Source organism: Desulfosporosinus orientis DSM 765, assembly GCF_000235605.1.
Classification (GTDB): domain Bacteria; phylum Bacillota; class Desulfitobacteriia; order Desulfitobacteriales; family Desulfitobacteriaceae; genus Desulfosporosinus; species Desulfosporosinus orientis.
Window position 1 is genome coordinate 609595 of sequence record NC_016584.1, and the last position, 24906, is coordinate 634500.

At 42.2% G+C, this 24906-nt stretch carries 23 protein-coding genes; 20 read left to right on the top strand and 3 right to left on the bottom strand.

From position 1 onward, the window contains the following. Positions 1-18: 18 nt before the first annotated feature. From DESOR_RS02995 to DESOR_RS30510, 11 genes are all read left to right on the top strand, one after another. Positions 19-888: an acetaldehyde dehydrogenase (acetylating) gene (locus DESOR_RS02995; protein WP_014183133.1), complete on the top strand. Its 870-nt coding sequence runs from the start codon at positions 19-21 to the stop codon at positions 886-888. Positions 889-893: 5 nt separating this feature from the next. Then, complete coding sequence (gene dmpG, locus DESOR_RS03000) at positions 894-1907, top strand: 4-hydroxy-2-oxovalerate aldolase (RefSeq protein WP_014183134.1); 1014 nt, start codon at positions 894-896, stop codon at positions 1905-1907. 122 nt (positions 1908-2029) lie between these two features. Next, positions 2030-2647 carry a 4Fe-4S binding protein gene (locus DESOR_RS03005; RefSeq protein WP_014183135.1) on the top strand — a complete coding sequence of 206 codons (618 nt, stop codon included), beginning with the start codon at positions 2030-2032 and terminating at the stop codon, positions 2645-2647. Further along, positions 2647-4110 carry a hypothetical protein gene (locus tag DESOR_RS03010; protein WP_014183136.1) on the top strand — a complete coding sequence of 488 codons (1464 nt, stop codon included), beginning with the start codon at positions 2647-2649 and terminating at the stop codon, positions 4108-4110. Before DESOR_RS03005 ends, DESOR_RS03010 begins: the two co-directional genes overlap by 1 nt. Before the next feature lie 122 nt (positions 4111-4232). Continuing rightward, positions 4233-5318, top strand: a complete 1086-nt coding sequence (locus DESOR_RS03015; protein ID WP_014183137.1) for a M24 family metallopeptidase — start codon at positions 4233-4235, stop codon at positions 5316-5318. 150 nt (positions 5319-5468) lie between these two features. Continuing rightward, positions 5469-6263 (top strand): beta/alpha barrel domain-containing protein, encoded by a 795-nt coding sequence (locus DESOR_RS03020; protein WP_014183138.1) that lies wholly within the window; start codon positions 5469-5471, stop codon positions 6261-6263. Positions 6264-6433: 170 nt separating this feature from the next. Then, positions 6434-7675 (top strand): benzoate/H(+) symporter BenE family transporter, encoded by a 1242-nt coding sequence (locus DESOR_RS03025; protein ID WP_014183139.1) that lies wholly within the window; start codon positions 6434-6436, stop codon positions 7673-7675. Positions 7676-8286: 611 nt separating this feature from the next. Then, the gene (larE, locus tag DESOR_RS03030) at positions 8287-8844 is read left to right on the top strand and encodes an ATP-dependent sacrificial sulfur transferase LarE (RefSeq protein ID WP_242832448.1); all 558 of its coding nucleotides are present in this window, start codon (positions 8287-8289) and stop codon (positions 8842-8844) included. Further along, positions 8841-9602 carry a nickel pincer cofactor biosynthesis protein LarB gene (gene larB / locus DESOR_RS03035; protein WP_014183140.1) on the top strand — a complete coding sequence of 254 codons (762 nt, stop codon included), beginning with the start codon at positions 8841-8843 and terminating at the stop codon, positions 9600-9602. Before larE ends, larB begins: the two co-directional genes overlap by 4 nt. After that, positions 9599-10837, top strand: a complete 1239-nt coding sequence (gene larC / locus DESOR_RS03040) for a nickel pincer cofactor biosynthesis protein LarC (protein ID WP_014183141.1) — start codon at positions 9599-9601, stop codon at positions 10835-10837. The genes larB and larC overlap by 4 nt, the downstream gene beginning before the upstream one ends. Before the next feature lie 115 nt (positions 10838-10952). After that, a complete protein-coding gene (locus DESOR_RS30510) occupies positions 10953-11786 on the top strand; it encodes a methyl-accepting chemotaxis protein (protein WP_282434399.1) in 834 nt (277 codons plus the stop codon). A 244-nt stretch (positions 11787-12030) separates the two neighbouring features. Here the strand turns inward: DESOR_RS30510 and DESOR_RS03050 are convergent, their stop codons facing one another. Further along, the gene (locus tag DESOR_RS03050) at positions 12031-13764 is read right to left on the bottom strand and encodes a methyl-accepting chemotaxis protein (protein WP_014183143.1); all 1734 of its coding nucleotides are present in this window, start codon (positions 13762-13764) and stop codon (positions 12031-12033) included. A 355-nt stretch (positions 13765-14119) separates the two neighbouring features. Here DESOR_RS03050 and DESOR_RS03055 point away from each other — a divergent pair, with 355 nt between their 5' ends. The 5 genes from DESOR_RS03055 to DESOR_RS03075 all read left to right on the top strand — a co-directional run bounded on the left by DESOR_RS03055 (position 14120) and on the right by DESOR_RS03075 (position 17858). Continuing rightward, positions 14120-15025, top strand: a complete 906-nt coding sequence (locus tag DESOR_RS03055) for an efflux RND transporter periplasmic adaptor subunit (RefSeq protein ID WP_014183144.1) — start codon at positions 14120-14122, stop codon at positions 15023-15025. Positions 15026-15027: 2 nt separating this feature from the next. After that, a complete protein-coding gene (locus DESOR_RS03060) occupies positions 15028-15759 on the top strand; it encodes an ABC transporter ATP-binding protein (RefSeq protein WP_014183145.1) in 732 nt (243 codons plus the stop codon). After that, positions 15710-16882 (top strand): ABC transporter permease, encoded by a 1173-nt coding sequence (locus tag DESOR_RS03065; RefSeq protein WP_014183146.1) that lies wholly within the window; start codon positions 15710-15712, stop codon positions 16880-16882. The genes DESOR_RS03060 and DESOR_RS03065 overlap by 50 nt, the downstream gene beginning before the upstream one ends. 167 nt (positions 16883-17049) lie before the next feature. Next, positions 17050-17292, top strand: a complete 243-nt coding sequence (locus tag DESOR_RS03070; protein WP_052304270.1) for a DUF1638 domain-containing protein — start codon at positions 17050-17052, stop codon at positions 17290-17292. A 146-nt stretch (positions 17293-17438) separates the two neighbouring features. Further along, positions 17439-17858, top strand: coding sequence for a MarR family winged helix-turn-helix transcriptional regulator (locus tag DESOR_RS03075; RefSeq protein ID WP_014183147.1), 420 nt, complete (start codon positions 17439-17441; stop codon positions 17856-17858). 84 nt (positions 17859-17942) lie between these two features. Here the strand turns inward: DESOR_RS03075 and DESOR_RS03080 are convergent, their stop codons facing one another. Both DESOR_RS03080 and DESOR_RS03085 read right to left on the bottom strand, forming a co-directional pair. Continuing rightward, complete coding sequence (locus DESOR_RS03080; protein ID WP_014183148.1) at positions 17943-19289, bottom strand: sigma-54-dependent transcriptional regulator; 1347 nt, start codon at positions 19287-19289, stop codon at positions 17943-17945. Between the two features lie 22 nt (positions 19290-19311). Then, the gene (locus tag DESOR_RS03085; RefSeq protein WP_014183149.1) at positions 19312-20823 is read right to left on the bottom strand and encodes an ATP-binding protein; all 1512 of its coding nucleotides are present in this window, start codon (positions 20821-20823) and stop codon (positions 19312-19314) included. Positions 20824-21208: 385 nt separating this feature from the next. On the opposite strand from DESOR_RS03085, the gene DESOR_RS03090 reads away from it, so the two are divergent. From DESOR_RS03090 to DESOR_RS03105, 4 genes are all read left to right on the top strand, one after another. Next, positions 21209-21439, top strand: coding sequence for a hypothetical protein (locus DESOR_RS03090; protein WP_014183150.1), 231 nt, complete (start codon positions 21209-21211; stop codon positions 21437-21439). A gap of 18 nt (positions 21440-21457) precedes the next feature. Beyond that, positions 21458-22558: a sulfite exporter TauE/SafE family protein gene (locus DESOR_RS03095; protein ID WP_014183151.1), complete on the top strand. Its 1101-nt coding sequence runs from the start codon at positions 21458-21460 to the stop codon at positions 22556-22558. A gap of 107 nt (positions 22559-22665) precedes the next feature. Then, positions 22666-23271 (top strand): universal stress protein, encoded by a 606-nt coding sequence (locus DESOR_RS03100; protein ID WP_014183152.1) that lies wholly within the window; start codon positions 22666-22668, stop codon positions 23269-23271. 302 nt (positions 23272-23573) lie between these two features. After that, the gene (locus tag DESOR_RS03105; protein ID WP_014183153.1) at positions 23574-24731 is read left to right on the top strand and encodes a metallophosphoesterase; all 1158 of its coding nucleotides are present in this window, start codon (positions 23574-23576) and stop codon (positions 24729-24731) included. The last annotated feature ends 175 nt before the right edge of the window (positions 24732-24906 follow it).

Sequence of the window (24906 nt, forward strand, 5' to 3'; positions counted from 1 at the left end):
TATAGAAGGAGAAGGAGAATGGAGAAAATTAAGGTAGGCATCATCGGACCGGGGAATATCGGCTCTGACCTAATGTATAAGGTCATTAAAAGTAAACATCTGCAAATGCACTTAATGGCCGGTATCGTGGAATCTGAGGGAATTAAAAGGGCAGCCGGACTGGGGTTTAAGACTTCGCTGGAAGGTGTTGACGCTGTGGCCGCAGATCCCGATATCAAGATTGTCTTTGACGCGACAAGTGCAAAAGCGCATTTATATAATGCACCAATATTGAAAGCGGCGGGCAAAATCGTTATGGATATGACTCCTGCTGCAGTAGGCCCCTACGTGGTTCCCTGTGTCAATCTTGACAATCTGGCTCATGTGGATAACTTTAACATGGTAACCTGCGGCGGACAGGCCACGATTCCCATTGCCCATGCGATTAATCGGGTGGCAGATTCAGAGTATACCGAGATTGTGGCGGCCCTTTCCTCTAAGAGCGCAGGTCCGGGAACCCGTGCCAACATTGACGAATTCACTCAGACGACCAAAAAGGCCCTTGAAATCGTTGGTGGTGCAGACAAAGCAAAAGCAATCATTGTTCTGAACCCTGCTGAACCGCCCATTATGATGACCAATACCATTTATTCTATAGTCAAGAATCCGGATGAGAAAAAAATCATTGAATCCGTTAATGAGATTGTCAAACAGGTTCAAGCTTATGTGCCCGGTTACAAGCTTCGTGTTCCCCCTGTCATAGATGGAAACAAAGTTACCGTAATTGTTCAGGTACAGGGTGCCGGCGACTTTTTACCCATGTATTCCGGGAACCTTGATATCATCAATCAGGCAGCGGTCGCCGTTGCCGAAAAAGTAGCCGAGAATCTGTTGAACAAGGAGGGGTAACAGCTATGGAAAAAAGGAAAATTAATATTGTTGATACGACGCTTCGAGATGGGAGTCACGCAGTCAGTCATAGTTTTACGGTTGATCAGGTAACCGCAGTTGCCGAAGGATTGGATAAGGTTGGAGTCAGCCTGATAGAACTGAGCCATGGAGATGGCATCACCGGTTCTTCCGTCAACTATGGGTTCTCAAAAACCAATGAAATTGAACTGCTTAAGGCAGCCGGCAAGGTGGTTAAGAATGCCAAGCTGACAGTTCTGCTGCTTCCCGGAATCGGAACGATAGAAGATTTGCAGGAAGCGAAGGAAAATGGTGCTCAGGCTGTGCGGGTTGCCACCCATGTAACCGAAGCAGATATCGCGATTCAGCATATCAAATATGCTAAGAGCATCGGAATGATGACGGTAGGGTTCTTGATGATGTCCCATATGGCCTCACCGGAAAAGATCGTTGAGCAAGCTAAAATTTTTGTGGACTGCGGAGCTGATTATATTAACCTTGCGGATTCAGCGGGTTATATGTTGACGGATGATGTCCGGGCCAGAGTCAGTGCTCTTCAAAATGCGGTTGATATTCCAATCGGCTTCCACTCTCATAACAATTTAGGTCTATCTGTCGCGAACTCGATCGCGGCAGTGGAAGAAGGCGCAACCTACCTTGATGCTACCTGCCGCGGTCTGGGTGCGGGCGCCGGGAATACACAGAATGAAGTGTTATGTGCGGTGCTGGACCGTTTAGGATATGACACAGAGGTTAACCTAAACGGTATCATGGACGTAGCAGAAGAAATTGTTGAACCGATCATGCAGCGTCCCCAGGTTATAAACACTGCTTCTTTAATGTTGGGCTATGCCGGTGTTTACTCTAGCTTTTTACTCCACACCTATAAAGCCGCTGAAAAATTCCGGCTGAACCCCAGGGATATTCTTGTGGAACTGGGTAAGCGGAGAATGGTAGGCGGACAGGAAGATATGATTATAGATGTGGCGTTTGAATTATCTCAGAAGAACAAGAAATAAGATGAGATAATTCGACGGAAAGGGGTGAGTCCGAGAGGGGGGATTGAGAAGGGACCCAGATCGTGTTTGAAAGTTGATCAAGCGGATGCCCTATGACAAGAATGAAGGGAGAGGTTTAACAGATGAAAAGAGTTACCCTGTTGGCCGAAGTACAGCATGACCTGTGCAGGGGATGTAAAGTATGTGAGAAAGTCTGTCCGGTTTTAGCGATTTCAGTTTCTGATAAAAAGGCAAAGGTGAAGGCGGATGAATGTCGTGGTTGCACCAACTGCGAATCCCGCTGTCCATTCTATGCTATTAAAATGGTTAAGCGTGAAGAACCCTTTACTATTGGAGTAGATGCCTCCAAGCATGACCCAAATACAATTCGTGAGCTGTGTGAAAAAGCCCATCTTAATCCGGAACAGATCTTATGTTACTGTGTGGGTGTGCGTGCTGAAGAAGTTGCCGCTGCCATCCTGGAAGGAGCGAAAACCCCTGAAGAAGTATCCTCAAGAACGGGTATTCGCACAGGCTGTACCATTGAATGTGTCCAGCCATTGCTGCGGATGATTGAAGCTGCAGGTCTTGAGCTGAAACAGGTTGAAAATGGTTGGCAGTGGTACGGTATTACCCCTACTGCCTGGACTCTTCCTGAAACTGTGGTTGAGAAATACAATAAGAGAGGTTTCTACTTCCAAGAAGATCGAGATTTATTGGATCGTGTTGTTAATACCAAACGGGAAGGAGAGGAAATCTAATGAATTATAAGGATTTGATCCACGAACCGATTAAGCCCATTCCCCCAAAACCTTCTATGTATGGTATTGATCCGGATCTTGTAAAAACCCGTGTTTCCGAACTTCCCGGAATGGTTTCTCTTTATCTGCGCGAATTGTTCCCGGATCTCCCTCCTGTGCTCCTGCCGGGTGGACCGGATGCAATCAACCATGTTCGGCAAGCCGCCCATGATGCTCTGATGAAGGTCGACATGAGTATGATTAAACCGGAACATTCCGTTAATGTCTTGGCTTCCCATCATGGATTCACTCTTTTTGGCGGCGAACCCTATGCGGAGTTGCTGAAGGCAATCAGAGATGCTGTAGAAGAACGAACCGGCTGTACGGATATTCGGCTGCGTGCGGGCGTGGGCATGCGCTTCCGTGAAACGGAAGAATATATGAAGCGTTATGGCTTAGATACCTATTATAAAGGAAAAGCAGTCGGGATAGCTCCCATTGATGAAGGGGTTGCTATCGAGACAGAGATCGGAACTCTTTACGGGCTTAAGCGGGCTTATGACGCAACCTGGATCATTCATGCGCATCATACCGACGTTCGTGAAGTGCATTTCCATCGACAGGTGGATAAAGCTGTAAAACCCTTTGGTATGTCCTATGCGCGCTGCGAAACCCGCAGTACCTACCATCAAAATCTTGGGCCTCGTGCCGCAAACTTTACTGCCCGAGCTATTTTTGAGTCTGAGTTTGTGCAGAGCAAATTCGCTTTCGCTGCCTTTCTGAATTGCGGACCTCATGGTGTAATCGGTGCGGACTGTGACAACGATCTGTACGCTCTTAATGACCGCGCCACCTTCGTTGGCTGCCAGCTCTATGGAAAAATTATGACCCTATTTGGCGAAATTGACAAGTGTATTGCGGTTCTGGATTTCCCTTGTCCTGTACCCTACGTATTTTCTGCAGGCGTTATTTATGCGAATTTCCTGGGCGCCAATTCCGATTTATATGACCTTAATACTCCGTTGCCCTCTTACACTTGGTATACCGAAGCTTTCTATCGTAAGAACGGAAAACCGCTGCTTGAGGAGACCCCTCCCATGAACCCCGCTATCAAAATGTGTGTGCATAACTATGCTTGGACAGGATATCCCTCCGAATTCTTCTCCAAGAATATTCCGACTGTCGTCGTGGGAGATGAGCAAGGAAAACTATTCGATACGGATTCCATGAATATCGGCTATATGGATTATGCCGTAACCGCCAGAACTGTAGAGAACGCCATGGAATTTGCCTACAATGTCAGCGGAACCGATCAAGTCATTATCTTTGACGGCGCTATGGGCGGTCTGAATGTCAGCGAATCATTGGCCAGGCTTTTGATCGTAAAAGCCCCGCAAGTCAGTGAAAAGGTTGATAAGGAGCTGCTGCCAAAGTGGCTCAAGCAAAGGGGTGTCGATCTTTCTATTTTGGAAATAAAAGCGTAATTCCGCATTTTTTCAAGTTACAGCAAAGTGCTTGTTTCTAATGTTCAGTAGGCATTTTAGGAGTATGAAAAAGGGGGTTCAATATAACATACCCTCTTTTTCAATAATGAGGAGCAGTGTTTATGAACGAAATCGTTGTGAAGAGAATTGCCGCGCTCCAACAGGAACTGAAGGTTCACGAACTGGATGCCGCCGTCATTATGGATAGGGAAAACCTAATCTACTTTGCAAATAGTGAAGACATTGAAGGGGGAGCGCTGATTGTTCCGGCCCAAGGTGAGCCGAAACTAATTTGTTTGTGGTTGGACGCTCGCCATATGCGGGATCAATCCGGATTAGAAGTGGTTCCTTATTTCTTTCCAAACGAGAATGTCAGCCAGAAAACCGCCGACATGGTACTGAATCTGGGCATCCCCAATCCGAGAATCGGCTTTACCAGGTACTTTATTAATTTAAAGGATTTTCAGTGTCTGCGTGATACCGTACCCGGAATCTACTTCGGTGATATTGCGGAAGTATGCTACAGGTTGCGTTCTATTAAAAGTGAACAGGAAATTGAGTACATCTCAAAAGCTGCTGAGTTTGTTGCAGTAGGGATGAAAGCGGCCGTGGAATCCCTTCGGCCGGGGATTAAAGAAACAGACATTCTTGCAGAAGCTGAGTATGCCATGCGCAAAGCAGGCTCAGAGGGGGCAACATTCCGCATACAGGTGTTGCGGCATGACCGCCAGCAATTGATGCATCCTTACGCCGGCAATTATGTGATCGAAAATAATCAGCCTGTGGTAATTCATTTGGGTGCGTCTTATAAAGGGTATGCAGCTAAAATGTGTCGTACTGCATTTTTAGGAGAAGTTGCCAGGGAGATAAATGATATTTATAAATTGCTCATCAAAGCCCAAAACGTTGGGATAGAAGCATTGAAACCGGGGGCTGTTTCCGGTGAAATTTTCGACAGAGTGTTTAAGGTTATTCACGACCATGGTTATGCGAAGATGTTTATGGATGTAATCGGCTATGGCGTAGGAATCAGGCAGTCGGAGTTTTACCCCGTTATTGGAAAGGGGATAGACCATGTTATTCAGGAAAATATGGTGGTAGACTTGTTGCTTCCGACAATTTACGCACCGAAATTTGGCGGTCCTCGTATCACGGATACAGTGTTGGTAAGAGGTACAGGGAATGTTGTGCTGACTAATCTGCCTTAAGAACCCGTACAATTCAATTAGGGAGAGACGATGATAGCAGACATTAGAGACTATCTGAGCTGGAGTAATAAGGATAGGCCAAGAGATCTCGACCAATCAGAGATTAAAGGTCGCAAGAAAACGGAGATTATATAGGAGGAGGTGAGTTCAATGGAGTTGAGAGAGTTTTTGTTTAAACCACTCCAAGATAGGTCTTATTCGTTCGCAATCAGAGCTCGGGAAAATGGAATACTATCAGGAGCAGCTAGAATGCAAGAACTGGCGATGGAACTTGGATTGGAAGTTATTTCGGTCGCCCAGGAGGGTGCGTTGCTAGTTCCCGGTACGCCGGTATTTGTCGCTAGAGGGGATGCTGAGATGGTTACTAGGGCGGAGGAAACGCTTATGGGAGCCATTGGAAAGCCCTCCGGAGTAGCCACTGCCGCTGCAGACATAGTGAAAAAGGCCAGTCCGGTAAAGGTAGTTTGCGGTGCTTGGAAAAAGATAAGTCAAGCCACGAAGGGAGAACTACGCCAGGCGGTCATGTCAAGTGGGGCAGGACTACGAATGACCGAAGAACCCTTCGTTTATTTAGACAAAAACTATATCCGGATGTTTGGGGGAGTTGCCGCTGCTGTGGGGCGGGCAAAATTATTTGATCCGGATCGTTTGGCGGTTGTCCAATTACGAGGTGAAGCCCAGAGTATTGTTGAAGAAGCGAGAACCGCAGTAGAGGCTGGGGCAGGAATTTTGATGGTTGATACCGGTATTCTGGCGGATTTTAAGGCTGTGAAGGCTGCCGCTGCAACCGATGGGTGGCGAAAAAGTGTAAAGTTAGCCTTTGCCGGCGGTGTAACCCCAGAAGAGTTAAGTAACATCGTAGTACTTGGACCGGATATTATTGATGTTGGTCGAGCGATTCTTGATGCTCCGTTACTTGATTTTGGTCTTGATGTGGAAGGCTGAAATCCTTAACGTTGGAGCTGTTTTATTTATAAAAAAATTTTTAAAACAATGATATTGACTAAGACAATGCTAAATTAGAATGTCGATAGAGATAAGTATACCAGAGTCTGAATGTATATATGAGCATCGTGTAACAACGCCACTCTGAGTATTAAATGGGAGGATGAATTATGAATCCTAATACAGGTATACAAAAAGGCCAATGTTTTGAAAAAGGACCCGGTTTTGCCAGAGGTTTACGTGATCTGACTATGCATTTAAATTCCAAAACCATAACCGCCGGTATTGTTGCCGCAGTCTTTGGTTGTACTGGACCTGCCCTTATCGTTTTAAGTGCTGCTACAAAAGGTAACCTCACCTCAGCTCAGGCTATTTCTTGGCTTTTTGCAATCTATTTCTTTGGAGGTATTATAAGCTTAGGTTTAGCACTCTATTACAAGCAACCAATAAACGGAGCCTATTCTATTCCGGGTGCTGTAATGCTAATTGGGGCCTTAAGCACGTTTACTATTAATGAGGCAGTAGGAGCATATTTAATCGCTGGCATTCTTGTTTTAATCCTTGGCTTATCTGGTCTTGTTGGTAAATTGATGCGATGGTTGCCGCTACCCATTGTTATGGCAATGATTGCCGGAGCAATGATCCGTTTTGGAACAGGTATTATTACTTCAACAAATAAAGCTCCTGTAATTGGTGTGGCGGCATTAGTAGGTTTCCTCGTTTTACCACGGTTGACAAAAAAAATACCTCCTGTTCTAGGAGCTCTTGTTCTGGGAATTATTGCTGCGGCTTTTATCGGAGGATTAAACTTGAGTGGAGTATCCTATAAATTTGTTGCTCCCCAGATTTTTGCACCTGCCTTTAACATTAATGCTTTCTTTAGTATCTCTATCCCCTTGGCTGCTTTGGTTATCGGGGCTGAAAATGCCCAGGCAATTGGTGTATTAATGGGCCAAGGATACAAACCGCCTATTAACATTATGACAATCATCAGTGGTATCGGTGGAATTGCAACTTCATTCTTTGGCGGGCATAACGCCAATATTGCAGGACCGATGACAGCTATTTGCGCCTCCGAAGAAGCTGGTGATAACAAGGAAGGCCGGTATGCGGCAACAGTTGTTAATGGAATTATCTTCGGTGCCTTTGGTTTAATAGCCAGTATAGCAGTAGCATTTGTCACGGGTTTGCCGGCAGATTTAATAAGCATTGTTGCTGGATTGGCAATGATCGGTGTATTGATTAGTGCTTTTGATGAGGCATTTAGTACTAAGAAATTTAAGACTGGCGCTTTTTTTGCATTGATTATCGCTATGAGCGGAATTACCATTCTGAAAATCAGTTCACCGTTTTGGGCTCTCTTAGGTGGTGTTATTGTAGCCTTCTTAGTTGAACCCAAAGACTTCAAATAGAATAATTAGGGTGATTTAGCAGACGACAATTGGTCCGAAAGTTTCCCGGATTGGTGAGGTATGAGCTCAGGGAATTATTGTCAAACGCTGACGATGCTTGGGTTAGATTAAGTGTATGTGTATGTGTATGTAGGTCATAAGGGTCTAATCACGCAGATTTGAGCGGACGGCATTGTCGTCCGCTGCTTTAGTAAGGCAATTGAAGTCATGAATGAATATAATTTACCCAAGCCCCTATCGGGTTTGAGATATTTCTTGTGGAATTTGCAGTCTATGATGATCTACGCAACGTCTTCCAAATTCAGAATACCATTCGGTAGTAACAGATAGGGCATATTAAAGTCGTTGAATTTTCTATTAATGGGCAAAATAGCAAAAGAATAATTATTTTAGAACGCCGTAACTGCAGATAACGATAATCAAGAAACGGGGTGCAAATAAATTTGATTTAATGAGGAAATCTTATTTGGAATCAAGCGGGCTCAGGATACTACTCAAGAGTAGTAACCAAGACATACTGTTCATTGTTGGGCGGGAATGGAAATGGCAATAGGTTGGTTATGAAAACCCTATAATTTAGACGCGTTGGCTAATTTTCTATATACATCCTCATGGATAATCCGCCTAACCGCTGCTATTACTGTAAGAATGAACTATTCTCCAAATTATTAATGGTCGCCAAGGATCAGGGAATAAATTACGTGCTTGATGGCTCTAACTTCGATGACTTGAATGACCACAGACCGGGAATGAAAGCAGCCAAGGAATTGGGCGTACGCAGTCCGCTAAAAGAAGCAGGGATCACTAAAGAGGAAATTCGTTGTTTTTCCAAGGAAATGGGCTTACCAACTTGGAATAAGTCTTCCTTTGCCTGTCTTAGTTCCCGTTTTCCGTATAATTCAAGAATAACGAAAGAAAAGCTGAACCAAGTAGATCGAGGAGAAATGATCTTGCGTTCCTTGGGTTTTCAACAGTTTCGCTTGCGTCACCATGGTGAAATTGCCCGGATCGAGATCCCCCGAGATCAATTCTTGCTTATGGTAGAAAAAGTAGACCAAGTCGTTGAAGAGCTAAAAACCTGTGGTTTCAGTTATGTTACCATGGACCTTCAAGGTTACCGGACGGGGAGTATGAATGAGACTTTAAAAGAAGAGGACAAAAACGTATGAATGAAAAAAGCCTGCGTGACTTGCTCATAGGAATTAAGAATAACGAGATTAGTGTTGATTCAGGGTTAAATAAATTGAAAGATTTGCCCTTTGAGGATTTAGGCTTTGTTAAAATCGACCATCATCGTCAGCTCAGGCAAGGATTTCCTGAAGTTATTTATAGTGCAGGTAAAACAACTGAACAAATCGTCACTATCGCCGAAAAACTGGCCGAAGGAGCAGAAACGAACATTCTGGCGACTAGGGCTAATCATGATGTTTATGTAGCTGTTGCCGCACGAATTCCTGACGCTGAGTATTATGATTTAGCTCGCTTAATTGTGATACGACGGGGTGAACAGGCAAAACGAGGACATATTTTAGTGCTCAGTGCCGGAACCTCAGATCTTCCTGTCGCAGAGGAAGCGGCTATTACTGCCGAAGTAATGGGCAACCGGGTGGAACGCCTTTATGACACCGGGGTAGCCGGTATTCATCGTTTATTAAGCCAAAAAGATAAGCTTTTGGCCGCACGGGTTTTAATCGTAGTTGCTGGAATGGAAGGAGCCCTTGCCAGTGTAGTTGGAGGGTTGGTAGACAAGCCGGTGATTGCCGTACCCACCAGCGTGGGTTATGGCGCCAGCTTCGGCGGATTGGCCGCATTGCTGGCTATGTTGAACAGCTGTGCCAGTGGTGTGAGTGTGGTCAATATCGATAATGGTTTTGGCGCTGGCTATCAGGCCAGTTTAATTAATAAGTTAGGGGAGGTCAATGTATGAGAATCGCCTACTTTCATTGTTTTGCCGGGATAAGTGGGGATATGACCTTAGGAGCTTTGGTTGATGCTGGTTTAGATTGGGAGCTACTGCAAGCAGATTTAGCTAAGCTTCCTTTAAGTGGTTATCAATTGCAAAGGGAGAAAGTGATTAAAAAAGGCATTAGTGGAACCAAGGTGCAAGTTTTAACGGAAGAAGGTCATGTACACCGGCATCTTCGGGATGTTCGAGAAATCATTAATAGTAGTACGCTGCCTGAGGTTGTTAAAGAAAAAAGTATCCAGGTTTTTACTCGCTTGGCTGAAGCCGAAGCAAAAATACATCAAACCTCCGTTGATCAAATTCATTTTCATGAAGTCGGAGCCATGGATGCCATCATTGATATTGTTGGTTCAGTTATTGGCTTATGGAGGCTAGAGATTGAGGAAGTATATGCTTCACCAGTGCATATCGGAACAGGTTTTACTAAATGTGCCCACGGAACAATTCCAGTTCCTGCACCTGCTACTCTGGAACTATTGCAAGGAGTTCCTATTTATTCGAAGGATATTGAAAAAGAATTAGTGACTCCAACCGGAGCTGCAATTATTACAACCTATTGTCAGGATTTTGGCAATATGCCGCCGATGCGGGCTGATACCACCGGTTATGGGGCAGGTGAGCATGATTTAGTCATTCCAAACTTGCTGCGTGTAACCATTGGTGGAAAACTGGATCAAGTTGGCTCCGACGGGCATATTCGTTATGGCGGCAAGGGTGATGTCCGCCAAGGAGACGCCCTGATGATGGAAGCCAATATAGATGACATGAACCCGGAGTTTTATGATTACCTGATAAATAAATTCCTTAAAGCTGGAGCGATGGATGTATTCTTGCGAAAAATCCAAATGAAAAAAAATCGCCCGGCTATTGTCTTAAGTTTATTGATTCATACCCATCAATTAGAAACATTCTATCAACAGATATTTTCTGAGACAACATCCATCGGGGTTAGAGTTTACCCTGTGACCAAGTATATGCTGCCTTATGAAATTAAGACTCTACAGACCAAGCTAGGTCAAGCCAAGGTGAAGGTTGCCCGTTATCAGGATAGCCTGCGTAATGTGGCTCCGGAATATGAGGATTGCCGTAGACTAGCAGAAGAGCAACAGATACCCCTTAAGGAAGTTTACGATATGATCAAATATGAAGCTTACCAACGGTTGGAAGCCAAATCTTATTTGGAGACCAAAAAATAAAATCCTCTCGGATAAAGGTGAGGGGAGATTAATTTTGATGGGTCAAGCTAAAAGCCTTGTGCCATCTGACTCGGCGAATGCCGAACCCAGTATTACTTTATGGAGGGCTACTATTTTGAGGTATCATGTCACCAGAGCGCAATTGGAAGCATTTAAAATCTTAGAGGAAGTCATTCCTTACCTTTTGGGAGAAGAGGCAGTTTTGTTCACGACAAATACAGAAAGCTTTGATTCAATGTATACTCCAAAAAGTTTTGTGACCTACACGGCAAAAACAGGCGACAGTCTGGCAGAGGGCAGCGGCGGTAAGCAATGTGTGGTGACAGGCAAACCGGTGGATAAACTCGTTCCAAAAGAGGTTTATGGGTTTACATTTCGAACGATTGCACTCCCGGTTATTGAAGATGGCAAAGTGATCGGTTGTATTGCGGTTGCGAGAAGTAGAGAAAAGATGGAATTGATCGTCGAAATTGCCGACAATCTCTCCACCAGTTCTGAGGAGATTGCTGCATCCTTGCAAGAAATGACAGTGTACGCAGACAAGAGTGTGGAATCCATGTCAGATTTAGAGGTTGCTATTAGATTATTAATGGATGGATTAAAAATCATCGAAGAAATGAATGAGCTTGTTAAAAACATTGCTTCACAGACCAATTTGTTAGCGCTTAATGCTGCGATAGAGGCCGCCAGAGCTGGTGAACAGGGGCGCGGGTTTGCAGTGGTGGCCGAAGAAGTGAAAAAATTAGCTCAGAAGAGCGTGGATGCAGTAAAGACTATTAGGCAAGCAATACTAAGTGGTCAGGAGAGTATCAATAATCTAGAATATCAGATCAGCTTAAATGTTGAGACGACTCAGAACCAAGCCCAGATAACTCATGGCATAGAAGCGGCTATGGCAGAAATAGTAAGCAGTGCTGCTGGTCTATACGAGCTTAGCAAAACGATCTGAAAATTTGCGGAGTGATAAATTTATGGACTTCTAGTGGAACAAGGGCTAGGGATGGTACTCGGATTTGTTTGGAAAGGAATAATATCTTTCCCGAATACAGAGAAACCCCGATTGGATGTCTTTTGAAATACTATAATCTTCATCGTTCATTTGATTCATATTCAAAGGCATAGTTGTTAACATCTTTAGCTAGTTAAACCCACACGCTGCAGAAGAAGCGGTGGGTTTATTTTTTTGCAGTTAATTATATTTTAAATTTGGAAACTATTGTTGTCAGACTTTCTCCTAGTTTGGCCAGAGCGTCAGCCGATTGACTTACGGAGATCATGGTGGCGGCCTGCTCCTGTGACGCGGAGGAAACCTCTTCGGTGTTGGCGGCGGATTTAGCTGCTATCTCACTAATACCTTCTTCCGCTTGAACAGTTTGGGCAGTTCCCCGGGCGATTTCTTGCACTGCTTCAGAAACTTGTCGAATTTGCTCAACAACAGCGTTGATTTCCTCTACGATTGTCTGGAAAGACTGCCCGGCCATATTTACTGCCTCAACGCCTGCGGCTACTTCATTCATAGCCGTCTCCATCCCCCCGACGGCTTGATTAGTATCTTTCTGAATGGTTCCTATAAGATTAGCGATCTGAGCGGCAGACGATGATGATTGTTCTGCCAGCTTACGTACTTCGTCTGCAACTACGGCAAATCCCTTACCGTGTTCCCCGGCTCGGGCCGCTTCAATGGCGGCATTTAAGGCTAATAGATTGGTTTGATTAGCGATCCCTTTAATGACATCTACAATTTGCCCGATTTCTGTAGATTGAGCTCCTAGTTGTTGGATCAAGTTTGCAGAATGACTGGCGCCTTCTCTAATTTGCTCAATTTTTTGAACGGCATTTTCGGAATACCGGGCTCCTAATTCCGCTGCCTGAGCTGCCTTAGTGCTGCTTTGGGTAACATTTTCCGCATTCGCTGCTACTCGTTGAGCGTTAAGTGACAGTTGTTGAATGACTGTATTCGTATCCCTTACTGACCTGGCCTGCTCTGCTGCTCCTGCTGCCAGCATGCCCAAGGTGCAGGATACTTGCTCACTTGAAGATGTTGCTTCTTCAGCTACAGCCAGTAATTCTTCTCCCGTTGCTCCTAAGGTACTGGCTGTATTAACCACTTCTCGAATTAGTTTTCTCAAGTTCATGGTCATTTGATTAAAACCTTTAGATAATTCTCCAAATTCATCTCTGGATTTTATGATTATTTCCTCGGAGAGATTTCCATCTGCAATTCTCCCAGTAGCTTCTCTTAAAGATTTCATGGATTTCAGTATGCTCTTTGAGGTGAAGAGGGCAGTCATACTGCCCAGGAGCAGACCGGTCAATGTAAGCAAGGCAGTGATTGTATCATTCTGGGATTGTAAACTGTTAAGTTGTTTTTGATTGTCTCCTATTGTTTCTTGAAGCCAATTTAGGTAATTGTCGATACTCTGAAGAGTAGCATCAGTAGTAGAATCAAAAAATTGTTGTTGAGATTTCAAAATTCCTTCATCATTTTTAACCAGGGATTTTCCGTCGCTGTTAATGTTTAAACTGGCCTGGAAAGTCTGGTAAGCTTCGGTAGTATCGTCCACATAGGCTAAATACCCTTTCAGTACTTCGTCAAGCAGAGCCGTGCCCTCGCTGCTCTCAGTTTTTTGTTTTAGTTCATTAAGCAAAGACTTAGTATCTGTTATAGCTTGATTTTCTTGTTCCCAATACATTTCAGCCTCTTGCTGGGTTTCCGACTGTAAATAGTAAGCTCCTATGGTATTCGTGTGAGAAATCTGATACATGAGTTCTTTTGCTAATGCTTTATTCTCTAAAAGCTGCTCATTGGTGGAGGAAATATCGGACATCTTATGTAACATATTTATATTTCCGCCGGCTATAATTGCTAAGATAAGTAGAACAATACCAAATCCTAAAATAAGTCGTTTTCTAATTGTAATTCTCAAAACCTTCCACTCCTTCATCCGTGCACTGATTATGACGAATTTAATCAAATCTTTTAATCCTTAAAATGGAAAACTTATGTATTGTAGAATTTCATTAAGATCTAAATCAAATTAAGATGATTTATCTTTGCATCTCCTTTATGGTTGAATTTAAAAAAACACTAGTTTGTTAATAAATAAACTAGTGTTTTTTAATTTTAATTAGAATACAATAGCTAACTGAAACAGTACTGAATAAAAACTGAGAGTTTGCTGAAATTAAACTAGAATATGGTGAGGTGTATGAAAAACTATTTATATTAGCATATTAATTGCAAACCGCTTATAAAAGCTATTGGAAGAAGAGGTAATCTTAATGAAGCGCAAAAGCAAAGGAAATAGAAGAATTATTGTAGGGTCAATTATTGGACTATTGGTGGTGGCTTTGGGCATTGCCTTATATATTAGGCCGCAAAAAATTAACTATACTGAGGTAAAACCAGTCATTGGAGAATTGTCTACGAATTACAGTTTTTCCGGCAGTGTTGAGGCCAAAAACAGGCAAACGGTATTGGCGGATAAAACCATGCAAATCAATGAAATCAAAGTTCAGGAAGGAGAGCAAGTTACCCCTGATACCGATCTCATGATAACTACTATGGGGGAGAAAATGAGGCCGGAAATTTCGGGAGAGGTAACAACGATCTACACTGAAGAAAATGCTCAGCTAATGCCTGGTTCAAAGCTGGCGGACATCGTTGATTACTCAGATTTGCAATTAAAGGTTCAAGTCGATGAATATGATTTGGCAGCTGTCTCCAAAGACAAAGAGGCTACCATAACGATTCATGCCCTGGATAAAGATATCAAAGGAAAAATAATCGATGTATCAAAAGAAGGAGAGTATATCAACGGTGTTACAACCTTTACAGCAACTATCGCACTTCCTAACGACAATAACCTGCGCGTAGGCATGTCAGCAGAGGCGAAGGTTGTAAATCAGAGGGTTTCCGGTGTCGTATTATTGCCAATGTCTGCGATTCAGTTTGATGAAAATAACAGCCCTTTTGTCTTGCTAAAAGACGGCAGCAACTTACCGCAAAGGGTCAGTTTGACTTTGGGTATTAATGATGGTGTACAAGTGGAGATCAAAAGCGGTGTAACAGCTAATGATACTGTATTAGTACCGCCGGCAGCGAAAGCTACGGGTTTTGGCGGGAGTTCTCAAATGAGGGATAGAAGTGATCAAACTTCTCAAGAAGCTCAAAAGGGCGGCGCATGACCATGGGTGAAATTCTAATGATGCAGGATATTGTCAAATGCTATTATCTGGATGCTGAAGAACTTACGGTTCTCAATAAAGTTAACTTAATAGTCAATCAAGGAGAGTTTGTTTCTGTATTAGGCCCCTCAGGTTCAGGGAAATCCACACTTATGAACATCATTGGCTGTCTTGATGTTCCTACGAGGGGAAAGTATATCCTGGCTGATCAGAATGTTGAAGACTTAGACGAAAAAGAGTTGGCGCGCATCCGCAACCGAGAGATTGGTTTTGTCTTTCAGAGTTTTCACCTGTTGCCAAGACTAAATGCTCTTGAAAATGTAGAATTACCTATGATTTATGCAGGGATATCCCCAGAAAATCGACATAAAAAAGCGGCGGAGATCCTAGAGCGAGTTGGTTTAGCAGATAAAATTCGCCACTACCCCAACCAGCTTTCAGGCGGGCAGCAACAACGTGTTGCTATTGCTCGTTCAGTGGTAACCGAACCCACAATCTTGCTTGCCGACGAACCGACAGGGGCTCTTGATCAAAAGACTGGAAAACAAATTATGCAGCTTTTTCAAGAACTGAATGCCGAGGGCAGGACAATTATTATGATTACACACGATACTAATATTGCTAAATACTCAAAAAGAGTAGTTAATATTTTAGACGGACGATTAAGTGAGGGGACGGAGAGCGATGTTAAGGGAATCTATGAAAATGGCATGGAACAATATTGTTCACAATAAAATGCGCTCCTTTCTTACTGTCCTGGGTGTGCTGATTGGAGTGGCCTCCATAATTGCCCTTATTACCATAGTACAGGGGGCAACGGGCAGTATAACAAGTCAGATATCATCACTAGGCGCTGACAAAATTACTATTCAAGTTATGGGAACACGCTTAAAGCAAGGATTAAGTGAAAATGATTTAAAGCTGTTGTCAGAAGTTGAGAATGTCAGCGGCGTCTCGCCAACAGTTTCAGGCAAAATCCCTCTTGTCTTCAATCGGAATTTGAAGCAGGGCGTAAGCGTTCAAGGAAAGAATGAGATTTATCTTCAAAAAGAAAAGGATATTTTGGCAAAGGGCAGAGTGATCAACAGTATGGATGTCAGCAATAAAAATCCGGTTGCCATACTAGGCAGTGATCTTGCCAAAGAACTTTTTTTTGGAATTGACCCTATGGGCCAACAGCTATTGTTGAATGGCCATACGGTAACCCTTATCGGTGTACTAAAAGAAACGAGTGCTTCGATTATGGGGTCGACTAATCATTTGATTATTCTGCCTTACACCTCCGCTATGAAGATCATGGGTGTAAGAAGTATTTCTAATGTGGATGTATATATGAGGGATGCCAATCAGTCTGAGAAAATCACCAATGATTTGACTTCAATCTTAAATTCAGCATTTAATTATAGAGAGAATGCCTTTACTGTCTTGAATATGCAGAATATGATTGATGTAATCAGCAATATTACGGGGATGCTGACATTATTGCTTGCAGGGATAGCTTCAATATCACTTATTGTCGGCGGAATTGGTATTATGAATATGATGTTGGTATCAGTAACGGAACGAACGACAGAAATCGGTCTTAGGAAGGCTCTTGGAGCAGAGCCCTCGCAGATTCAATTGCAGTTCCTTATTGAATCAATATTTATTTCCCTGTTTGGAGGGATCCTGGGATTGCTCATTGGCATGTCCATAGCTTTTGCTGCTTCTATTCTAATGAAATTCACTTTTGTAATGACGGCCTGGACAATAATCCTTGCAGTTGGCTTTTCGGCAGCGGTGGGTATAATTTTTGGCTTAGCTCCGGCAAGAAAGGCGAGCAGACTTAATCCCATCGATGCCCTTAGACATGTGTAGAAATACTGTATTGAGCTTGATAACTTATTGACAATTTCCTCTTCCCAAATCATTGTATATTTATACAACGATTTAAGAGAAAGAGGCAGTTATTATGAAAACAATAGCTATTGCATGTAAAACCCTTGCCGAAGAAGAATTATGGCTTAAAGAAGACACAGCGGCTCATGAAGATCATGCTGAAAGGGTATGAAAAACTAAGGCTTATTGAAACAGTGGCCTATCAATTAAATGATGTTACGGAAACAACCCAAGAGATTGCCCAAACATCAGAATTGGAACATGAGGTTATCACTGGCACCCTGAGGCTTGTTTATAAAGCTTTTCAGAGGGAATGGGACGATGAATTTACTGTTGTCGAATCAGGTGAGGATGTGGGATTTAAACATGTTGGACTGGACCTTTCCTAGGAATATAAGTTATTTGTGAATCTTCCCTGACCCCTTGTCAGGGAAGATTATTTTTGCTATCATGTATTTTTAAAATCAGACTATTGCTATATAAAACAATTGAATTCCAGAATAGTTACATGCGGATTTATCGAGGAGGAGTTTCAGTGACGATTAATGAAGAGTTGACCCATGAATTGCTGACCTTTTTTAATGGTTTTTCATCTTGGGAAAATTCCATTGTACGTACTAGTGAACTTACCGTTTCGGAAGCACACGCCATTGAAATCTTAGGGGAACATGAAAAAATGAATATGAAAGGATTGGCTCAAAAGCTGGGGGTTACGACGGGAACCACCACGGTAACAGTGGATCGTTTAGAAAAGAAAAATCTCGCCCGTCGTGAGTCCACTAAAGAAGATAGGCGTGTTAACCTCATTAGTCTGACGGATTTAGGCCAGAAGGCTTTTAAGGAGCATCATGACTTTCATTTACATTTGACGGAACAGATGACGGCAGTTCTAAGTGACGAGGAAATCCTTCAATTTCTGCAGACCTTAAAGAAGATTAATAGTGAGACATTTTAAAAACAAAATGGGGAGAAAAGGTGATCATATAATTTGAGGGACTGCATTGCCTATGCAACGCAGTCCCTTTGGTCTTTCTCTTTGCTAATATTTCAGATTATGTTTGTTCATTCGATAGAGAAGGGTTGGCCGGGAAATTCCTAAATATTTAGCAGTCTTGGTTTGGTTATAATTGTTCTTCTCTAAGGCTTTAACGATAAGCTGCTTTTCCAATTCTTCTAACGAAAATCCTCCTTCCGGAAGATTGATGATCGGTTCCGCGGTATCTTCTATGTTCTCCAATAATTCACTGGGAAGATGAATGGGAAGGATTTCATTGCTTTGGCAGACAATAAGCGGTCTCTCGATGGCATTTTGCAGCTCTCGTATATTACCGGGCCAGTCATAACGAGTTAAAATCTTCATAGCTTCAGGTGAGATTTTTTTCGTGTGAGAAGGATCGAATTTGCTGAGAAAATGATTTACTAAAAGAGGAATATCTTCTTTTCGCAATCTCAGAGGGGGCATTTTAATTTGCATGACATTTAATCGATAATAAAGGTCCTCCCTAAAAGTACCGTTAGCGATGGCTGTGGAAAGTTCGGAATTTGTTGTAGCAATAACTCGAACATCGATGGATATGGTCTCAGTTCCTCCTACTCTTTCAAAGCAGCGTTCTTGTAAAATCCGCAGTAACTTTACTTGCATACTGATAGGCATATCGCCGATCTCATCCAGGAGAATGGTCCCTTTATCTGCCATCTCAAATCGGCCTTTTTTCCGATTGGTTGCGCCGGTGAAAGCGCCTTTTTCATGACCGAATAGTTCACTCTCCAGCAGATGCTCAGGCAGAGCGGCACAATTTACGGCAACAAAAGGCATATTCGCCCGGTTGCTGGCTTTGTGGATTTCTACAGCGGCTACCTCTTTGCCTGTTCCGCTTTCCCCCGTTATTAAAACCGTAGCGTTAGTTTTAGCCACTTGCTGAATAAGATGAGATACTTCTTTAATGGCCTCACTCTGACCTACCATTTTTCCATATTTTTTCCCTAGTTCTTGACGGAGATAATTAACTTCATTCTCTAAATTCGATAAATGCAGGGCTTGTTTTACCTGCACCTTTAACTCATCCAGTTTAAACGGCTTGGTGATGTAATCCGTTGCTCCGATTTTCATAGCTTCAATGGCAGTTTCAATAGTTCCATGCGCAGTGATCATAATTACTGGGATATTGGGGTTAATACTTTTGAGCCTTTTCAAAACCTCAATTCCATCGATATCGGGCATTTTTAAATCCAATATAACTGTGGAAGGTTCTGTTTCAAGAGCCATTTCAATACCTTGTAAACCTCTAGTTGCAGTAACCACTTGATAGCCTTCGTGACTAAGAGCCCTTTCTAAGGCCCAACACATTCTTTCTTCATCGTCAATTACAAGAACTCTTGGTATCAAGATCATCACTCCCGTAGGAAGATTATGTTGTTACAGGAAGTTTAATTGTAAAAGTTGTTCCTTCATTAAGGGTACTTTCAACTTCAATTATGCCACCGTGCAATTTAATGCTTTGATAAGATATGGATAGGCCTAAACCAGTGCCGGCTTCTTTTGTAGTGTAAAAAGGATCGAATATTCTCTGCATATCATCTTCAGGAATTCCTTCTCCCGTATCCGTCAGACTAATAATAATCATGTCTTCTGTTTGTTTGGTGGCGATGGTCAAATCCCCGCCGGACAGCATTGCTTCAGCGGCGTTTACTATAATATTCACAAATACCTGCTTAAGCTTTTCCGTATCGGCTAAGATCTTGGATAGCGAATTTTCCAATTGCAAGTGTACTCTGACTTTTTGTTTTCGCAGCATTGCTGCGGAAAATGACAAAACTCCCATAATTAAATCATTAATGGAACATTCCTTTATGGCCACTTTGGTAGGACGTCCAAAGTCAAGGAGTTCTTGGATAACCATGTCCTGCCTGTCAACTTGTTCATCAATAGCTTTGGTATATTCTTCAATACCGGTCATTTGAGAGTATTCCTGCTTCATTAGTTCCACTAAAGTTTTAATGATGCCGATAGGATTTCGTAATTCATGAGCTACACCAGTCGCTAAGCGGCCTAAGGCGATGAGATGTTCCGATTGCCTGAGCTGATCTTCCAGTCTTTCTTTTTCGGATAGGCTTTCGGCCATCCGATTAACGGCTTGGGCAACTTGCCCCAGTTCACCGGACATTTCCGGTAATGCATAATGGATATCGCATTCCATTCGGTGTAAGCCATGCTTTAAGCGGTCCACCCCCGTGGTTATATTCCGGATGGTTCTTAATGCTGCGAACATAACTAAGGCAAGGACGCCTAAGGTAACATAACGAAGCAATTTGCGGTAGAAGCTGCTTTGATAAAAGAATGGGTTCAGTCGTTCGCCTGCCCACATAACGGCTACGACTTTCCCTTTTAATATAACGGGACAAATATATTCAACCACTTGGTCGTCAAAAGAACCCGAAATTCTAAAAAGAGGCTCTTTACCCATCTCAGCGGCTACCAGACCAGACTTAGTATTGGCAAAGATCTCTTTTTCCCTTTGGATCTCTTCTTCCGGGGAGAGGTTTCGGTAATTATGCAGAAAGCCAAGGACCGTAATTTTATCGGACTGAGGAACATATAAACCGAAGCGAATCCCGGAATTAGAGGGAATATAAGGCTCGACGACTCGAGTAAACTCATTGTGCAGAAGGATTGAAGAGATTTTTTGGGAATCTATATCCAAAGACTCTAAATTCATCGTAAGCTGCTGATTCGTACTTTTGACTAAGGCAGCCAATCGTTGTTCTTTATCAAAGAAAATCACTTGATTTGTCTGTGAAGCGAAAAAAATATCGTACATTAAGGCCAATAGGGGTACAAGCATAATTACGGCAAATACGACAACTAGTTGATTGGTTAAACTCTTCCCTTTGAAAGACAATAAGAAACGCTTATGGAGCAATTAATCACCTCCAAGGGGATTTTTTTGATTGAATTATATAATACATATGACTGTAGCAAAAGATACAATAGCTGAAATCTTAAGAAATAGCCTAGAATCTGCGTCCTGTCGGACTATTCAATAGTTTTAAGCATACTCTCCTGCGAGATGTGCGGCCATAGAGGTATAGCATTTGCTACACTTCTTTTTTTAATGGTCATGATAAATGCGTGAAATACCGGGTTAAAGGCATTGGCATAGTATTTGCTATATAGAGAATTATATCACAAATAGAGAGAGGAGGTAACTCTTTTTAATATTAGTCAGAGAGTATCACGTTATAGTAAATGCTTTCTGAAGCATAAAAAGCCCTTTATAAGGAGACTAAGTAAAGGAGAGAGTTGGTATGAGCAGTGAATCTAAACCGAGCGTTTTAAAAACTATTGTTTTTTTGGCGTTAGCTATCAGTGCATATTTACTAATATTTTTTAATATCGAACAACTTAACAAATTTTATGTCAGCCAAGGAGTCATTCCGGCAGTGAGCCTTTTAGGGACAGTTATTTGTATCGCTTTTCTGTATGGAACAGCAGTTTCTCATATTTTGAGTATTCTGGGCTTAGAAAGCAAACATTAGGAAGGGGGCATATATTAGATGGCAGGTGAAGCGGTAAGTTTAGTTGGGGAAGTCATGAAATTTATTGATATTACTCCGAAAACAGGGTTATCCATTGTAGGATTAGGATTTTTAGGAGGAACATTAAGTGGTTTTCTGGGGAGCGGCGGCGCTTTTGTTATGACTCCCGGTATGATGGCACTTGGGGTTCCTGGTATTGCAGCAGTGAGTTCAAACCTTGCCCACAAATTTGGTAAGGCGATGGTTGGGGCAAGAAAACACTCAAAGATGGGGAATGTAGATGTTAAGTTAGGAATTTTCATGGTTCTCTTTCTGCTGTTGGGTGTCAGATTAGCAGTTATTCTTAATGAATCCATATTTGCGAGCATGGGTAAGGAAGGCTCAAATCTGTATATTAGTGTGGTATTTGTCGTCCTTTTATCCGGGCTTTCCATCTTTATTTTAAGAGATATTTTTAAACCCAAATCGTCCGGAGGGTCTGGTGAACCTGAGGGATTTGCTGCAAGAATTTCTAAATACAATATTCCGCCCATGATTTATTTTAAAGTTGCTAATGTCCGTGTATCTTTTTGGCTTGTGGCCCTTATTGGTGTCGCAACCGGCTGGTTAGCAGGAACCGTTGGGGTGGGTGGATTTATTGGAGTTCCGGCCATGATTTATCTTTTAGGTATTCCAACCATGGTAGCTGCCGGTACAGAATTATTCTTGGCCATCTTTTCCGGAGCGTCAGGTTCCTTCCAGTATGCCATGACCGGCTTTGTGGATATTCGTTTAGTATTATTGCTCTATCTCGGTTCACTCCTAGGTCTTCATATTGGAGCAAATGCGACTAAAATGGTGACTGAACTGCAAATTAAGCTGGTAATGGCGATTGTTATCGGTATGTCTGCAATAAGCAGAGCCTTTGCTATACCAAAATATATGACCGATCTGCATCTGGCAAACCTTTCTCAAGGAGCAGCCAACCTTTTCGATATAGCAGCTACGGTAACTTTGTTTGGGGGAGCAATTGCCGGTGTGATTATGATTCTTAAGTACATTGTTCGCTTTAAACAAAGTCAGAAGGCAGAAACCCAATATATTCAGCCTCACGTTCAGGCAAAAAGAGATTCAGCCTAAGACGAATCCTGGTAAACCATTGAAATAGGCTTAAGTTCGTGAAATAATGTGCTATAAAATAAGTTGCGTATTAATTACGCAAACTAAGGGTGAGGTGATTATGTAGTATGATTGATGGAAATCCATTAAAGGTGCTTCTTTATTTTGATGGTTCGGAGCATTCTTTGTCGGCTGCCGTTTACACGGCCAATTTGTTCAATAGAATACCTAATATGAATTTGACGATTGTTCATGTTCAAGAGAATGTGGAGGGCGCTAAACTAGAGAATGACAATTTGATGGAGATCTGGTCATCTGATCCTATCACAGATTGGCAAATAAATTTATTAAATAGAATTGACTTAAAGAAAAGAGGAGAATATTCTAAAATAATTGCTAGAACCAATGAAATATTGTTTGAAACGGGTTTAGATGTCAAGCAACAGGTCATATTTGCTAACCCCAATATCCCTGATATTGTCGAAGCAATTATCAACTATGGGGAGAAAAAAGAATTCGAATTAATCATCATGGGTACTCGGGGACCAAGCAGTTTAAAAGGTTTGATGTATGGCAGTTTAGCCCATAGCGTGCTTAATAAATCGGATATCCCTGTCCTATTAATAAAGAAATTACCCCAAGAGTTTGTCGATCGTTTTTGCTCTGCTCCTTCGGGGAGATCTACTCGTGCAAAAGGGCGAAGAGATCATTTGTATCGAGTAAGAAGCATTTAATTTAATAGAGTGGAAAAAGTCTGGGAGATAATCTTCTGGACTTTTTTATTTAATCACTGAACCCTTCCTGACACCTGGTATCCAAGGCATAAGCGCAACTATAAAAATCTTTGATAATCAATATAGAAAAGTTCTTCCTTTATAAGAAAAGTGAAGTTCCATAATTTTATATGATTACTGCCATCGACTATATTGATGAAAATGAAATATGACGCAAATCGTAAAACATTGTATAATACCCTTTGAAGATTTAAAACCATGCCATAGTCTAAGGTTTTGAAATATGGAGGTACTATACGTTCATGAACCCCATAGTTATTTTGGTGGGTATATTGTTTTTCTTAGTATATGGTTTACTTAATTTCTATATTGGTCTGCGCGGGTGGCAGACATTGTTTAGCTGCATACCTTTATTAAGCTCCAAAGTATATTGGGCGATTTTTTTAATCATTGCTTTCTCTTACATTGTAAGCCGGCTTAGCGAACGATTTCTTTCCAGAGTCGTGTATGAAGGATTAACGATTGTTGGGGCTTATTGGATGGCCTTCATGCTTTATTTTTTACTAATCATTATTTCTCTCGATCTCTTAAAATATCTAAATCGTTGGCTAAACCTTATATCAATAGAAGGAAAACATGGCTTGGGTCCCATTGTAGGCTTGATTGTTTGTGCTGTTGTTGCTGGAATTGTCGTCTATGGAGCTTGGAATGCGAGTCATCCCAGGATTCATCATTATGATCTTTCTATAGCAAAATCCGCAGGGTCTGTGCACCAGCTGCATGTTGTCATGGTTTCAGATATTCATCTTGGAACAATCATTCATAATGATCATTTAATAAAACTTGTTGATCAAATTAATGAACTAAGGCCGGATCTGATTTTGTTTGCAGGGGATGTTTTCGACGAAGATATTGAATTAGTGAAAAAACAACAAGTAGCCGATACGTTTTTAAAGCTTAAGGCACCCTATGGAGCCTATGCTGTATTAGGCAATCACGAGTATATCGGCGGAAATGCGGAAGAGGCCATAAAATATCTCGATCAGGCAGGGGTAAAAGTATTAAAAGATAGTTATCAGCTGGTTGCCGACAGCTTCTATCTTATTGGCAGAGATGATATGTCAGGTTCACGGTTTAATGGGGATAAACGACAGGATTTAAAAACCTTGATGCAAGGAGTAAATCACTCTTTGCCAATCATATTAATGGATCACCAGCCATCCCATTTAGAAGAGCCTGTTGCGCAAGGGGTCGATTTGCAAGTTTCCGGACACACGCACAGTGGTCAACTGTTCCCATTTCAGTTCATTACTCAGAGACTATTTGAACAAGACTGGGGACTATTGCGCAAAGGGGATTTCCAACTCATTGTATCATCAGGGTATGGGACTTGGGGACCACCAGTTCGCATAGGCAATACCCCGGAAATTGTGGATATTAATATTATGTTCAACCCTTAAAATAACCCTCTGGAAGACTTAGAAACTTCCAGAGGGTTAAATAGTCGAAGGGAGCGTTTACACAGATACATAATGATTAAAGGAGCATTGACGTAGGAAAGAATCAGTGATACCATAAGGGTCATGGTAATGAAATCGATTATCGTTCGCAAAAAGAGGTAAACATAATGCCTTT